Source organism: Devosia geojensis, assembly GCF_000969415.1.
In the GTDB taxonomy this organism is placed as follows: Bacteria; Pseudomonadota; Alphaproteobacteria; order Rhizobiales; family Devosiaceae; genus Devosia; species Devosia geojensis.
Window position 1 is genome coordinate 38,424 of record NZ_JZEX01000060.1, and the last position, 14,800, is coordinate 53,223.

A 14,800-nucleotide genomic window follows, 5' to 3' on the forward strand; every position below is an offset into this window, starting at 1 on the left:
CTCACCGCCTGAAGATCACGCCGCCCAGCCACCCGGTGAAGAGCGCGATCGCGACGCAGGCGATGCCGTAGACGAAGGGCTGCTGGGTGGCGCTGACGGCCAGGAACCGCTCGAAGCCGGTCTTCCTCACGGCAAAGCCTTCGGCGCGCCGCGCGACGATCTCGCCGTCCCTGAAGATGTAGGTCGAGGCGAGATAGGAGCCCGGCGGCGCATCGCTCGGCAGCGTCAGGCGCGCGGCATAGGTGGTGTTGGAGAGGAACTGGACGCCGGACTCGGAGAGGCCGAAGAAGCCCTTCTGGGTCATGAGGCGCACGAGCTCACGCCCGAAGACGGAGGACTTCCACCAGCCCGCCTCGTCCTGCACGGTCGGCTGGGCCTCCGGCAGGATATTCTCGACGGCGAGCGTCGTCGGGCTGGTGATATCGAGGAGCCGTCCGCTCGAGAGCACCTGAAAATAGCTCGGGAAGCGATCGAAGACGACCTGGTCGGTGTTGATCCAGATGCCGAAGTTGCGCGTCTTCTGGCGCGCGACCCGCGCCTGGGCCGGGCCCGTGACGACGATGACCACATGGAACGGCCCCTCGACGAAACGCTGCTCGGCGCCCGCCGCCGGCTCGATGCTGCCGAAGAAGGTTATGCGCTCCCCATCGTAGCTCGAGGTGATCTCGATGAGGTCGGTCGACAGCTGAGAGACCAGCCGCTCGGCCAGCACCGGCGAAACGCAGAGGAGCATGGCGAGGGTGGCGAGGGCGAGCCGTCTCATCGCGCGCCTCCCGGGCCGATGACGGCCATGCTGAAGACATCCGTCGGGGTAAGCACAAGCGAGAGACCGAAACGGATGGCGACGGCGAGGACGAGAATGGCGAGGAGCGCGCGCAGCTGCTCGCCACGCAGGTATTTGTTGGCTGAGGCTCCGAACTGGGCGCCGGCGACGCCTCCGATCATCAGGCAGAAGGCGAGCAGGATATCGACGCTCTGGCTCTGGACCGCATGGAGGATCGTCGTCGCGCCCATCATGGCGACGACCTGCAGGAGCGAGGTGCCGATGACCATGTTGCCCGGTACGCGCAGCAGATAGACGAGCGCCGGCACCATGATGAAGCCGCCGCCAACGCCGAGCAGCGAGCCGAGGAAGCCGATGATCGTGCCGATGCCGAGAACGGGCAGCACGCTGATGTAGAGCCGGGACTTCTTGAACCGCACCCGCCAGGGCAGGCCGTGGATCCAGTTGTGCTGGTGCGCCTGGCGCTCGCGCACGACGACGCCGCGCCGCTGCTTGACGATGGAATTGACCGACTCGATCATCATCAGCGTGCCGACCGAGCCGAGGAGCACCAGGAAGCCGAGGGCGATGAAGAGATCGAGCTGGCCAAGTGCGCGCAGGATCGAGAACGCCGCAACGCCGCCGAAGGCGCCGAGGATGCCCGAGAGCACCAGGTACATGGCCAGGTGCATGTCGATGCCGCCACGCCGGTAGTGGCTCAGCGCCCCCGACGTCGATGCCGCCACCACCTGGCCGGTGACCGAGGCGACCGCGACCGAGGCCGGCACGCCCGAGAAGATGAGCAGCGGCGTCAGCAGGAAGCCGCCGCCGACACCGAAGAGCCCCGAAAGGAATCCGACCGCCCCTCCGATTCCGATGAGGAAGAAGAGGTTCACGGACAACTCGGCGATCGGCAGATAGATCTGCAAGGCCCTGATCCGAAGACGGCACGAACCGGAGGACCGCGACACTGCGCCGAGGTTCGTGAGGAAAAAGCATTATCGCCCCCAACCCGCTTTTCGCCGGTTGGAGGCATTCTGTTTCTTCTATGACCAAAGGGCTTACGGTTCCGTTGACGCGCTGTCAAACCAACTTGTCATGACGGAAAAACCGTCCCGGCGGCGTGACGTTTTCGCCTCAGACGGGCTGGCTGCCGAGCACGGCGAGCAGGCGCGGATTGATGGCGCCGCTCTCGCTCATGCCCGTGCCGCGTTCGAAGGCCTGAACGGCCTCTCGGGTCTTGGGGCCTGCAAGGCCATCGGCGGTGCCGACATCATAGCCGAGCCTGGCGAGCGCCTGCTGCACCTTGGTCACCACTTCCCGGTTGGAAATGACCTCGCCCGGATTGAATTCCTCGTCCCAGGTGCCGATCGGGGCGAAGTTGGCGGCAAGGTCGATGGGCGTGCTTTTCCAGGCGGCGGCTTCCTCGTTGAGGCGGGCAACCGCCTCGGCGCTGAGCGAACGGGCGATGTCGTCACGCGCCTTGGCGGCGTCGGTATCGCCGCTATGCGCCGCGAGCGAGAACCACTTGTAGGAACGCTCGAAGTCCTGTTCGACGCCGAGTCCGCGGGCGTAAAGCATGCCGAGGTTGAACTGGCTGTCGGTCATGCCGCGCTCGCCGGCCTGCTCGAACCATTCGGCCGCGGTCTCGAAATCCTGGTCGCCCATTTCCCCGCCGGCGTGGATGGCGGCAAGGTTGTGCATGGCCATGCGGTTGCCGGCTTCGGCGGCGCGCTGATACCAGAGGCGGGCGACCTCGAGGTCCTTCTCGACACCGTTGCCGCTCTCGTAGAGATTGCCGAGCCGGTACTGTGCCGGCGCGAAACCCTGGGCGGCCGAGCGCTCGTACCAGACGGCGGCTTCCTCATAGTCCTGCTCGACGACGCGTCCTTCAGTGAGGATGGCGGCGACTTCGAACTGGGCGCGCGCATCGCCGTTGGCGGCAGCCTCACGCATGGCTTCGGGCCCCACATCCTCGGCCGGAGGAGCGAAGGTGACCGGCCCATCCGGGGTCGCGGGGATCGAACCGGTCAGGATCCTGCTTTCCGGCTCGGGCTCGGGCGCGATCGCCTCCGCATCGGCCTCGGCCGCCGCGTACGAGATCGTTTCTCCAACATCCAGGGTCGGGGGCATGGACGCCGTCTCAAGCGGCGTCGCGAATTTGGCGGCAGCGGAATTGATCGACGCGGTGGCGGAGGTATCGATGACATCGCCGACCTGCGGCGCGGTCAGCGTCGCCGCCGATTCCACAGGCTGGGCATCGAGCATGGTGGAAAGGCCGGTCGCTTCGCCGGTTTCGGCCGGCGCCGTCTCCTCGATCTGCGGCGCGGGCGCGGTCCGACCGGCGCCCAGGCGCTGCATGGCGAGGTTGAGCGCGAGGGCCGAGACGGCGACCAGCGCGACGGCCAGCAGCAGGGCGTGGCGGTTGCGGCGCCAGAATCCGCCCTTCGTCTCTTCCTCCACCGGTTCTTCCGGGAGATCGAGGGCAGGCACCGGCTCGGCCTGCGAGGCGGCGGCGCCCTTGCGGGAGCCAAGTCCCCAGCGGCGCTTCTCGCGCTTGGGCTCCTCGACAACGGGTTCGGCGGCCGGGCGGCCGTCGTCCGCGGGCGTTGCAACGCGAGAGAATGCGCGCCCGATCAACGAGTTGGCGCCGGCGGGCTGGCTCGCCGTCTCCTGCTTGGCGCGCTGCGCGCGCCGGGCGGCCGCAATGAAGGTGCTCTGCGCGCTCAAGGGCGCGGCGGCCGGGGCCGGCTCGGGGATCGACGCTTTCCGCGGCGTCTCGCCGAAAGGATCGGCTGCCGGCTCGGTCAGGCTCGAGACCGGGCGCGGCGGACGTTCGATGCTGTTGGGATCGAAAGCGGGCCGGTCCGACTGGGCGGCGGTCGACGCCGGCTTTCCGGCGGGTGTCGCCGACCCGGCGGCTGACTTGCCTGCCGGCAGCTTCGGTCCGTTCTTGGTCTCAAGGGCGGCGCGCACGGGTCCCTCGGCAAAGCCGGGATCGACGAGCGGCGCCTCGTCGGCCGGATTGGCCGGCATCAGATCGCGCTTCGCCTGCGGCTTGGCCGGCTGCGCAGTCTCGGCGGAAGCCGGCGTCTCGCCACGCCGCGAGAGCGCCGCTTCGAGGCGCGTCAACCGTTCGGCGGTGTCGCGGCCGGCCGTATTGATCAGCGCCGACATGCGCTTCTCGAACGCGTCGAGCGAGGCGGGCGCCGCGCCTGCCGGCAGGCCGGCGAGATCGTCGATCTTGGCGCCGGTCTCGTCGAGGCGTTCCATGAGCTTGCGCAGCTGGTTCTCGATCTGGCCGACGGACGGTCCGTCCGGGGCCATGGGGGTGGCGCCGCTCAATGCCTCGATCTGCGTTTCGATGCGGGCAAAGCGCGGCTCGAGGCCACCGATGACGGCATCGCGCAACGCAGCGATATCCCGCCGCAGCTCGGCAACGTCACTCCCCTGCCCTTCGTGGCCGCCGATCTGCGCAGTCATGGCATCGATCTTGGCGATGAGCGACTGAGGCACCGCATCCTGCCGCTGCATGGCGGCGGTGAAGGCGGCCATCTCCTCGGTCATGCGATCGAGATCGAAGGGCGAAGCACCCACGTTCTTCTCGATGGCGTCGATCCGGTCGTAGACGTTGCGGATGCCTTCCTCGATGGCGCGCAGCGCCGGATCGGGAGCGGCAGGGTGCTCATCGCGAACGATCTCGCGCTCCATCTGCTGCACCTGCAGCTCGGCGAGCTTGCCGACCGTCGCCGAGACCTCGTCGAGGCGGATGTTGATGGCGTCGACATCGACCCGGGGCGTATCGGCGACCAGCTTGGCGAGCCCGGCGAGCTGCGTCTCGAGGCGCTTGACCTGACCGGTCTCGCCCACGGCGCCGGCAAGCAGTTCCACCACCTGGCTCAACTGCTCGACCTGCCCGGCGATCTCGCGCACGCCGCCGGCATCCTGGTGCAGGCCGTGCAGTTCCGTCTCCAGCCGTTCGAGGCGTCCCGAAAGGCCGCCGACGAGCGCCGTCAGTTCCGTGAGCTGGCCATTGTCGGGCGAGCGCCGGCCGATGATCGGCACCTGGGCCGATGTCTGGCGGCTGCGGATCTCGGCGATGGCGGCGCGCAGCTCGTCAGGCTCGGTGGTGCCGTTGTCGTCGCGCTCGCTGAAGCGATCGACGGCGCGCTTGACCGAGCGCAGCGCCTCGCGCCGGCGCTCGAGGCCGGGCGTCTCGATCACCTGGTTACGCAGCGCCCGCACGCGCCGCGACAATCCCTCGACCTGGGAATCGGCGGGGGCCTGGCGCGTCGCATAGCGGCCTTCCACCTGATCCAACAGCGCCACCAGCTCGCCGCGCAGCGCCTGCCACTCGCCGGACTGGGCGTCGGGATCGGTCTCTGGCGTTTCGGAGAGGGAATAGGCGCGGGCCATGGGGGATCCCAATCGGTGGAATTGCGGAAACCCCCGCTGATTCGGCGCGGAGGGCTGCCCCTCACTCTTGGGAAAACATGGTAAACAAGCCGTTAAATAGCGGCCGGCGCGGGCATCCGATCGGCCGAAAGTCTAGCGCAAGCCCGCTTTACCATCGCGCCGCGAGCGCGTAGGCATGGCAAGACACTTCTGGAGCCTCGGCATGACGCGCCGCCGCATCATCATCGTCGATGACCATCCGCTGTTCCGTTCGGCCCTGCACCAGACGCTGGCAGGGGGCGATGCAGCAGTGAGCGTCGAGGAGGCGGGGGACCTCAATGGCCTCAGCGCCGCACTCGAGGCGGACCGCGACTGCGACCTGGTGCTGCTCGACCTCAACATGCCGGGCGTGCGCGGCTTTTCCGGGCTGCTGCTGCTGCGCGCGCAATATCCGGACATCCCGGTGATGATCATCTCGGCCGTCGAAGACGCCACGATCGTGCGGCGGGCGTTCGAGCTCGGCGCGGCGGGATACCTGCATAAATCCGTGGGGCCGACGGAAATCCGGCGGGCCATCGAAACGGTGCTCTCGGGCGAGGTCTTCGTGCCGGCGGGGCTCAGCATGGGGAGCGAGGACGAGCAGTCCGCGCTGATGCGCAGGCTCGCGACCCTCACCCCGCAGCAGGTGCGGGTGCTGATGATGCTTTCGGACGGCCTGATGAACAAGCAGATCGCCTATGAGCTTTCGATCTCGGAGGCGACGGTCAAGGCGCATGTCTCGGCCATCCTGCAGAAGCTCGACGTCGACAGCCGCACCCAGGCGGTGATCGCCGCCGCGCGCATCGAGGACGGTCAGTTCGAGGCGCTGTTCTCTGTCGGCAACGAGAAGGCTTAGGGACCACAGATATCGCAGCCCCTCATCCTGATTTTCCGATGAACGCGGAAAGTCGGCCCCTCCCCGGAGGGAGAAGGGAAGGGCAAGCCGTCAGTTTGCCAATCCAGAACTGCTCCAGTCTCAGGCCGAGCGCCGCGTCTGCCGTCCGCTCTGGCTTGCAAGGCCGCTGATCACGGCGCGCAGCGTCGCGGGCTTGACGGGCTTCGTCACGACGGCGACGCCGCGCTCCTCGGCGAGCGCCCTGACTGCAGGGCTGCGGTCGGCGGTGACGAGGGCGGCCGGCAGGTGCCCGCCGACATTGTGGCGCAGCCACTCGATGGCATCGAGGCCCGACGTCTGCTCGAGGTGATAGTCCATCAGCACCAGGTCGGGATACCAGCCCTCGAGCAGCCGCTCGCGGTCGATCTGCTTGAGGGAGAGAGCCGTGCGCACGTCGCACCCCCAATGGGCGAGAAGCCCGTCCATCGCCTCGAGGATCGCCCGCTCGTTGTCGACGCAGAGCACCTTGAGGTCGAGGGTGCCGAAGCTCGCCTCTCCCGCCGGCGCCTCCTCGGCCTCGGCGACCTGGACGTTGCGGGCAAGCGGCAGGAAGAGCGAGAAGCGCGAGCCCCTGCCCTCGACGCTGTCGAGCTCGAGCGAAAGGCCGAGGGTCGCGACCAGGCGTTGGACGATGGAGAGCCCGAGGCCCAGCCCCTGGGCCATGCGCGCGCCATGGTCGAGCCGGGAGAACTCGGCGAAGACCAGCTTGTGCTGGTCCTTGTTGAAGCCGATGCCGGTGTCGATGACGTCGAGCCGCAGCCGGGCGCCGCGCCGGCGCACGCCCACCAGCACCCTGCCGCCGGGGCGCGTGTACTTGATGGCGTTGGACACGAGGTTCTGTACGATGCGCGAGAGCAGCATGCGGTCGGTGACGACCGTGGCGGCCGCCGGCACGATTCGCAACCGCACACCCCGCTCGCGGGCCATGGGCGCGAACTCGACCTCGATCTTCTTCAGGGCGTCGCGCACGCCGAAGGGGGCGGGCGCCGGACGCACGGCGCCGCTATCGATGCGAGAGATATCGAGGAGGGCCGACATGATGTCCTCGACGGCGGTGAGCGAGGCTTCGATGGAGGTCGCGAGCTCGCCGAGCCCTGTATCCTTGGCCCGCTCCATCAGCGTCGAGGTATAGAGCCGGGCGGCGTTGAGCGGCTGGAGCAGATCGTGGCTCGCGGCGGCCAGGAACCGGGTCTTGTCGTGGTTGGCGGCGTCGGCCTTGGCTCTCGCCGATTCGAGCTCTGCATTGACGCGGGTGAGCGCGGCGGTGCGCTCCTCGACGCGTCCCTCGAGGCTCAGGTTGACCCTGGCGAGCTCGCGCTCGGCGCTGACCCTCGCCGTCACGTCGGCGAAGCTGACGGCCAGGCCTCCGTCCGGCAGGCGGCTCGAGTGGAACTCGAGCGCCTGCCCGCGGCTGTCGATACGCTGGGTGACGGTGGAGGGCGCGGCGGTGATGGTGTTGATGCGCTCGATGGCAAGGCGCGCCGGATCGCCGGGGCCGAGGTCGCCGCGGTCGGCCAGGTGGAGCGCGATGTCGAAGAGGGGCGTGCCGGGGCGCATCAGCTCGCCCGGCAGCGCCAGGAGATCGCCGTAGCGCCGGTTGCAGGCGATGAGCTTGAGGCCGTGGTCGAACACGGCGATGCCCTGGGGAATGAAATCCAGCGCCTGACGCACGCTGTGCTCGGCGCCGGCCGACTTATGCGGCATGGCGAGGTCCGGCGATGAAGATGGTTGCCTTTGCGGGGGAACTATCCGCCCGCCGGCACGCCCGCGCAACCCCGACGAAGGTCACGGGGGGCAATGGCGATTGCATTGCGCGCCAAACTGGGTGACCCTTGCGGCATAGCGCAAACGCCAATCCCCGGGGGCCGGGGATGCATAACGAGGTGGGACAATGCAGGGCTTTCTCAAGGAATTTCGCGACTTCGCCGTCAAGGGCAACATGATCGATCTGGCCATCGGCGTCATCATCGGCGCCGCGTTCGGGGCCATCGTCTCCTCGATCGTCGACGACATCTTCATGCCGATCATCGGCCTTCTCGTCGGCGGCATCGATTTCTCCAACCTCTTCGTCGTGCTCTCCAATCCCAACGACGTGCCGGTTCCCTCGGTCGCGGCCGCCAACGCGGCAGGGGTGGCGACGCTCAACATCGGCCTTTTCCTCAACGCGCTGGTCAAGTTCCTGATCATCGCCTTCGTGCTGTTCCTCGTGGTCAAGGGAATCAACACCATGAAGCGCGAGGCGGCCAAGGACCCGGAACCCGCCGCGCCCAGCACGGAAGAGGTGCTGCTGACCGAGATCCGCGACGCCATCAAGGCGCAAGTTCCCGCCAAGGCGGCGCCGGCGCTGGGCTCTAGCGAATCAGTGAGCGCCGCGCCGGCCAAAACTGCGGCTCGCCGGTCGACCGCGCGCAAGCCTGCGGCGAATAAATAGACTGGAACGCAGGCGTTTTCCCTAGCGCTCACGGCCCGTTCCGTCTAGGAATGCAGGCATTGACAGTCGATTTGTGGGTAAATATAGGCGATTATACCTTTGACACACCCGTTGAGTTGGGGAACGGGTGATGCTACATATGCGTTATGGGGCTGGCGTACAGAGATCACGACTGGGCAACGCACGTTGACAAATCAGCGGTGCATGCCTATCTTGCAGACACATTCCCCCCAACAGGTACGTCCTGTTGGATAGGCCGGCTCTCAGAGTCGGCCTTTACCATTTCTAGGGGCCGTTAATGCGCGTTGCGTGCTATATCGACGGCTTCAACCTCTATCATGCCATCAATGACCTGCAGAGACCTCACCTCAAGTGGGTGAACCTCTGGTCTCTTGCGGAGTCGCTTTGCAGGCCCGGCGAAGAACTTATCAAAGTCGCCTACTTCACGGCTTACGCGACATGGAAACCTTCCCAATACGCTCGTCATCGCGAATATGTCGCTGCCCTTCGCCACTCCGGAGTGGAGTGCCACGTAGCTAGGTTTTCAGAGAAGATCGCCACGTGCCTTAGCTGTAAGTCCACATGGAAGCAGCACGAAGAGAAAGAGACGGACGTACACTTCTCACTCACGTTGCTCGAGGACGCCATAGACGATGTTTTCGACCGCGCAATTATCGTGAGTGCAGACAGCGACCACGTTCCAGCGGTGCGTAAGGTGCGCGGACGGTACCCTGGTAAGCAGGTGTTTATCGCCACGCCACCGGAGCGCCATGGGCATGCGCGAGAACTTCTAAAGGCTGGCAACTCTGGTGCGACCATCACACGGGGTCGCATTGCAAAGTGCCTGTTGCCGGAGATAATTTCTGACGGAGACGGAGCGGTAGTTGCTACTCGTCCTCCGGCTTATGCTCCACCGGCTTAGTGTGCTTTGGCGACTTGGCGATCTTGCGCAATCGCTCGTCAAAGCGCTCCTCGCTCTCGTCCGTCTCTAGCTCGCGGGCGAGTTCTTTGAACTTGTCGATTTGGGGCCCCTCAGCCCTATTCTTCGTCATCGTCAGCCAAAACCGCCCGCTGCGCTTCGAGGAGTTTGATCAGCTTACCTATTTCCTTAGCGCCCATCTCGCCACCACTCACGAGCAACCGAACCTTGGTATCTCGGCCCACAAGATTACGCATCCATTCAGTTTCACCAGCGAGCGCCTGCATACGAGAGTCAGCCTCAGGTGGCTGATCTACCTTGAATCGAGGCGGCGCAGGCGGCAGCGATGGCCCCCGCTCTTCTACTATGACTTGGCTCATGGGTATTCCAGTCTCACTACCTTCGACCGCTATCCACTGGCCATCTTCCGAAACCATCCGGACGCGCATCGGCTTTTCCATCTGGAGCGCGCCGTTGACCTCCCATTGAACGAGGTCGCCGACCTTGGCCCCACCGAAAACGGTGGCCGCGCCATCGCTTTCATTTGGTGATTCTGGCTCATCAGGGCCACCCAAGCCATCACTTTCGAATGCTTTCTCTTGCTCCAGATATCGGCAAGTTTCCAAATATGCCTGCGTGACAGGGTTAATGGCGCGATCAAGAAAGTTCTCTCGGATAAGGTAGGACTTTAGCGCGTCCTCTGAAACATGACCGCCCCCGAACCGGTCGCGCAGATCGGCAAAAATGTTGGGCTTAAAAGCCGCCGCTAGCAGCGCAGCCTTTCGTGCCTCCGGCTTGTCCGGGTGCAAGATATCCACTGCTAACGGGCTGACGCGGATCTCACCCTTGCCAGTCTTTTCCGTCAGTCCGTAGTGGGCCAGCGATGCCAAAGCCTTATCAGAGGCTCCACTTTGGCCGCTATAGCCAATGTGCTTGGCCGCAACCGCCCGATCGATAGGATTTCGGCGATCCGCCTCGTGGATTTTTTTTACTGCCTGGATCGCCTTAGGGAGCGACATGTTCGGATAACCGGGGCTTTGGGCGCGTGCCATTGTGGCCTCCTGAGGGTTCAGCGCCCCAGAGGTACACGAAGCAATTCAAAAAAGCAATCGGAGTTGAAGCAATTGAAGCAATCCGAGCAACTGCCGCTTGACCGGCGAGCGATTCGCGGCCATTAATGTTCCTACCGATTGTTCGGGGAAAGGAGATTGGCGATGAAAAGGAGGGTGTCCCTAGCCGCAGTCACGCTCACGGATGCGGCGCGGGATAATTGAAAAGGCTCCACAACCTGGCAGGGTCGTAGAGCCTCAATCGTGGGCCAAATCAGCACGACTTGGGACGGCGGTGTTCTATCACCGCCGTCTTCGTTTGTGAATCCCTTAGATCGTGGCTTGGTTAGACCTTTTATAAGTGAGGCGCTTGCCTTTCACACCATCTAGAGCGCGAGCGGCGCGAGCCTTGTCATCTACCCCAAGAGCAATACGGTTATTGTACCGGAAATCGAACTCCGCCAGATACCGGTGCAGGTGCTTTTCAGAGCAGTGCTGATAGACGCCCTTCATGCCGCGTTTGAAGATGCTGAAAACACCCTCAATCGTGTTGGTGTAGGCTTCGCCGCGAACGTACTCGTTGGCCGTGTGCATGACGGTGTGGTGGGCAGCGAATAGCGCGCCCACATCGCCATAGAACCGGCTCTCGTCGGTGTTGAGAGTCGTTTCGCGATTGACGTTCTCCGCGACGATCTGACCGACATTGGCCTTGGTCGCGCGGTCGATATGGAAGGTGCGGACGGAACCGCCGCGCTCCACCAGACCGACAATCGCGCGCTTGCTGGACAGGCCGGACTTGCCGCGCTTCGTGCGCTTGGTCACAACTTCCTTGTCACCGAAATAGGTCTCATCAGCCTCAACGACCATGCCGCTGCCGCCCATCGGGGCAAGCTCGCCAGTACGCATGGCCTCGCGAATACGATGGGCAAGGAACCATGCGGTCTTGTAGGTGACTTCCAAGGTGCGGTGCAACTGATGGGCGCTAACACCCTTCTTGCTGGAGCACATCAGATAGATCACCTGCAACCACTTGTGCATGGGCAGGTGGCTTTCCTCGAATATGGTGCCAATGCGAACCGTGAACTGCTTGCGGCAGTGGCCGCACTTCTTCAAGCCGTGGCGAACCTTGCCGGTCTTACCCTTCACGTCCTTGAGCGCGTACACGCGATCCATGCCACCGCAATGCGGACAAACAGGACCATTTTCCCACAGAATGGCCTCTACATGCTCGAAAGCAGCGGCTTCATCGTGAAAGTAGGCGGCGCTCAAAATGGACATGACCCTAACTCCTTGACTCCTTTATAGAAGCCAAGGGTTGGGTGTGTCAAGTGCATAATCGCCTAAATATACCTAAGTTCTAGGTAGTTCATCCTACGTGTTCCACTGAAGTCGTTGAGCGTGAACACTTAGCGCAAACTACTGGTGATTCACGCGATGGAGCCAGGCTGGCGTCGCCCACGGGCGGCGCGGTGACGGCACAGCCCTCCTCCTCGGCTCCATGCAGTGATCGCCAGGCAGCTATTGGGGAAGACGGCCTATGAGCGACGAACTCTACTATCATTCGATCTTCAACCGAGACCGGCTGGTCTACATCATCGATCCGGATCCCGGCACCTGCGAAGCGCTGAGCGTGCTTTTCCGGCTGGAAGGATTCCAGACCGCCTTCGCGCTCGACACCGTCCAGTTCTACGCCAGCCTCGAGCATCGGCGGCCGGACGTCGTCGTGGCAAACCTGCGCCTCGGGCCCGACACGGGCCTGACGGTCTTGCGCCGGGTCAAGACGATGCGCACGGGCACACCGGTCTTCATCCTGACCGACAGCGGGCGGATCAGGGAGGCGGTGACGGCCATGAAGGCGGGCGCCTCGGACGTCATCGCCAAGCCCATCGACAGCGAGTACCTGCTTTCGAGCGTGCGCGAGGCCCTGCGGCAGGACGTGCACCTGGGCGCCATGCAGGGCGGGCGCCGCCCGATCGAGGTGCGCGGCTTCGCCCAGCTCACCCCGCGCGAGCGCGAAGTCCTGCAGCTCATCACCAACGGGCAATCCAACAAGGAGGCCGGGCGCGAGCTCGGCATCTCGCCGCGCACCATCGAAGTGCACCGCGCCCGCGTCATGGAGAAACTCGGGGCCAAGAACACGGCGGACCTGATGCGGATCGTGCTGACGAGCTGAGGACCCTGTGCGCATGACGCCGCTCCCTGCCCGGCCCGAAATCGGCAGCCAGTCTATCCCGGCGGCAACGAGCGGGGATAAGTTGCGAGCCGGCGGTGCCGCCGGCTTTCCCGTTACCCCCCTACCGTCGGCAGGGTCAGGTCGCCGGAGGTGAGCTTGCTTGCGGTGATGGCGGGGTCGGCCTGGACGCGGGGGATCTCGAGGCTGGCCCAGACGCTGACGAGGGCGTGGCGCAGTTCGAAGATCATCTCGTCGGTGTGGAGCGGGGTCGGCGTGATGCGCAGCCGCTCGGTGCCCCTGGGGACCGTCGGGTAGTTGATCGGCTGGATATAGATGTTGTGCTTGTCCATCAGCATGTCGCTGGCGGCCTTGCAGAGGCGCGCATCACCCACGATCAGCGGCACGATGTGGGTGGGCGTCTCCATCACCGGCAGGCCCGCGTCGGCGAGGATCGCCTTGGTGAGGCGCGCCTGGCGCTGCTGCATCTCGCGCTCGACGCCCGAGACCTTGAGGTGCTCGATGGAGGTGCGGGCGGCCGCGCAGAGGGCCGGCGGCAGGGCGGTCGTGAAGATGAACTCGGGCGCATAGGAACGCACGGCATCGATGATCGCCTTGTTGGCGGCGATGTAGCCGCCCATGGCGCCGAACCCCTTGGCGAGGGTCCCCTCGATGATGTCGATGCGCTCCATCAGCCCGTCGCGCTCGGCAATGCCGCCGCCGCGCGGCCCGTACATGCCGACGGCGTGGACCTCGTCGATGTAGGTGAGGGCCCCGAATTCCTCGGCCAGGTCGCAGATCTGCGCGACCGGGGCGATGTCGCCATCCATCGAATAGACGGATTCGAAGACGATGAGCTTGGGGCGCTTGCGGTCGGTGGCGGCCAGCAGCTCGCGCAGATGCGCCACGTCGTTGTGGCGGAAGATATGCTTCTGCATGCCCGACTGGCGCACGCCCTGGATCATCGAGGCATGGTTGAGCTGATCGGAGAAGATCACGCAGTCGGGCAGGAGCCGGGCGATGGTCGAGATCGCCGCTTCGTTCGAGACGAACCCGGAGGTGAAGACGAGGGCGGCTTCCTTGCGGTGGAGGTCGGCGAGCGAACGCTCGAGCTCGACCAGAGGCCGGTTGGTGCCAGAAATGTTGCGGGTGCCGCCGGCGCCGACGCCGAGCTTGCCGGCAGTCTCCTGCATGGCGGCGATGACCGTCTCGTTCTGGCCCATGCCCAGATAGTCGTTGGAGCACCAGATGGTGATCTCGCGGGCATTGTCGGAAGCATCGCGGTAGACGGCGCGGGGAAAGCGCCCGGCGATGCGCTCGAGATCGGCAAAGACGCGATAGCGCTTCTCCTGGCGGAGCGAATCGACCGCGTCCTCGAATATGCCGCGATAGTCCATGAAACATCCCTTTCGGCGCGGGGCCCGGCCGCGTTTTCCTTCAAGGCTGCCGCACCCTATTCGACCCGCCGCCCCCGCGACATGGGCCAATTCGCCGCGCGGCGAACGGGGCCGTCTTTCGGGTGAGGCGTCGAAGTTTAGAGCAATCCTAAAGTAGAACACGCGCGCTGCCAATGCGCGGGACCGCGCCAAAGGCTGCGGCATAGTGCGCGAACCACCGGTTGGAGCGCACGACAGAACCCCGCCCGGCCATGGTGGCCTCACGGTTCCTCCTCAAGTCTCCCGCCTTGCGGCAGGTGTAACGGCGCGGGGCGGTCTCGAGCCTCGAACCTATCGATATAAAGAACGGGAGGCTTTCGCCCGCCCCGCGCATCCGGATGGTGGGTCTTTGCCGGTTGGATTACCGCCAGGGGCCTTCCGACCTGCCTTGACCCGCCAGGCCCACTCACGAGCCAGCCCCCCGTAGCTGGGGGTGACGGGCGCGGGGGCGGATGGCTACGTAGCCGCCTCCCGGCAAAACAGATGCGGAGGTAAGCCGCCCGGCTCGCTCCGGCTCGGGACCCTGCAGGGCGACCCCCGCTGACCCGGACCCTCCCGCCGGCGTTTCGTCGACACCGCGTCGTGCGGGAGGTGGGAGTGAGTATGGGGCTGCTGCGCGGGTGCGGGGATAAGTTCCCGCTTTCTCTGCCGGATCAATGGGTTGGGCACTGCCTCCCCTCCCCCTTGAGGGGAGGGGTGGGGG

10 protein-coding genes and 1 pseudogene are annotated in these 14,800 nt (G+C 65.3%); 4 read left to right on the forward strand and 7 right to left on the reverse strand.

Annotation, left to right across the window (positions count from 1 at the left end; all coding sequences use genetic code 11):
- Window position 1: 1 nt before the first annotated feature.
- The 3 genes from VE25_RS06055 to VE25_RS06065 form a co-directional block, all read right to left on the reverse strand.
- Window positions 2-763: a TIGR02186 family protein gene (locus VE25_RS06055; protein WP_046107696.1), complete on the reverse strand. Its 762-nt coding sequence runs from the start codon at window positions 761-763 to the stop codon at window positions 2-4.
- Complete coding sequence (locus VE25_RS06060; protein ID WP_046107697.1) at window positions 760-1,692, reverse strand: sulfite exporter TauE/SafE family protein; 933 nt, start codon at window positions 1,690-1,692, stop codon at window positions 760-762. The genes VE25_RS06055 and VE25_RS06060 overlap by 4 nt, the downstream gene beginning before the upstream one ends.
- A gap of 208 nt (window positions 1,693-1,900) precedes the next feature.
- Entirely contained in the window at window positions 1,901-5,179 is a 3,279-nt protein-coding gene (locus VE25_RS06065) for a peptidoglycan-binding protein (protein WP_046107698.1), read from the reverse strand.
- A 175-nt stretch (window positions 5,180-5,354) separates the two neighbouring features.
- Between VE25_RS06065 and VE25_RS06070 the strand changes: the two genes are divergently transcribed.
- Entirely contained in the window at window positions 5,355-6,053 is a 699-nt protein-coding gene (locus VE25_RS06070; protein WP_046107699.1) for a response regulator, read from the forward strand.
- Between the two features lie 120 nt (window positions 6,054-6,173).
- On the opposite strand, the gene VE25_RS06075 is transcribed toward VE25_RS06070, so the two are convergent.
- On the reverse strand, window positions 6,174-7,796 hold the full coding sequence (locus tag VE25_RS06075; RefSeq protein WP_052731761.1) for an ATP-binding response regulator: 1,623 nt from the start codon (window positions 7,794-7,796) through the stop codon (window positions 6,174-6,176).
- A 187-nt stretch (window positions 7,797-7,983) separates the two neighbouring features.
- Here VE25_RS06075 and mscL point away from each other — a divergent pair.
- Both mscL and VE25_RS22230 read left to right on the forward strand, forming a co-directional pair.
- Window positions 7,984-8,421 (forward strand): annotated as a pseudogene (gene mscL / locus VE25_RS06080) (large conductance mechanosensitive channel protein MscL); the annotation flags it as partial.
- A gap of 400 nt (window positions 8,422-8,821) precedes the next feature.
- The gene (locus VE25_RS22230) at window positions 8,822-9,445 is read left to right on the forward strand and encodes an NYN domain-containing protein (protein ID WP_083988755.1); all 624 of its coding nucleotides are present in this window, start codon (window positions 8,822-8,824) and stop codon (window positions 9,443-9,445) included.
- 116 nt (window positions 9,446-9,561) lie between these two features.
- On the opposite strand, the gene VE25_RS06085 is transcribed toward VE25_RS22230, so the two are convergent.
- Both VE25_RS06085 and VE25_RS06090 read right to left on the reverse strand, forming a co-directional pair.
- On the reverse strand, window positions 9,562-10,494 hold the full coding sequence (locus tag VE25_RS06085; protein WP_046107700.1) for a hypothetical protein: 933 nt from the start codon (window positions 10,492-10,494) through the stop codon (window positions 9,562-9,564).
- A 327-nt stretch (window positions 10,495-10,821) separates the two neighbouring features.
- Window positions 10,822-11,769, reverse strand: a complete 948-nt coding sequence (locus VE25_RS06090) for an IS1595 family transposase (protein WP_046107701.1) — start codon at window positions 11,767-11,769, stop codon at window positions 10,822-10,824.
- A gap of 259 nt (window positions 11,770-12,028) precedes the next feature.
- Here VE25_RS06090 and VE25_RS06095 point away from each other — a divergent pair, with 259 nt between their 5' ends.
- On the forward strand, window positions 12,029-12,664 hold the full coding sequence (locus VE25_RS06095) for a response regulator transcription factor (protein WP_046107702.1): 636 nt from the start codon (window positions 12,029-12,031) through the stop codon (window positions 12,662-12,664).
- Window positions 12,665-12,777: 113 nt separating this feature from the next.
- Here the strand turns inward: VE25_RS06095 and hemA are convergent, their stop codons facing one another.
- Entirely contained in the window at window positions 12,778-14,058 is a 1,281-nt protein-coding gene (gene hemA, locus VE25_RS06100) for a 5-aminolevulinate synthase (RefSeq protein ID WP_046107703.1), read from the reverse strand.
- Window positions 14,059-14,800 lie beyond the last annotated feature (742 nt).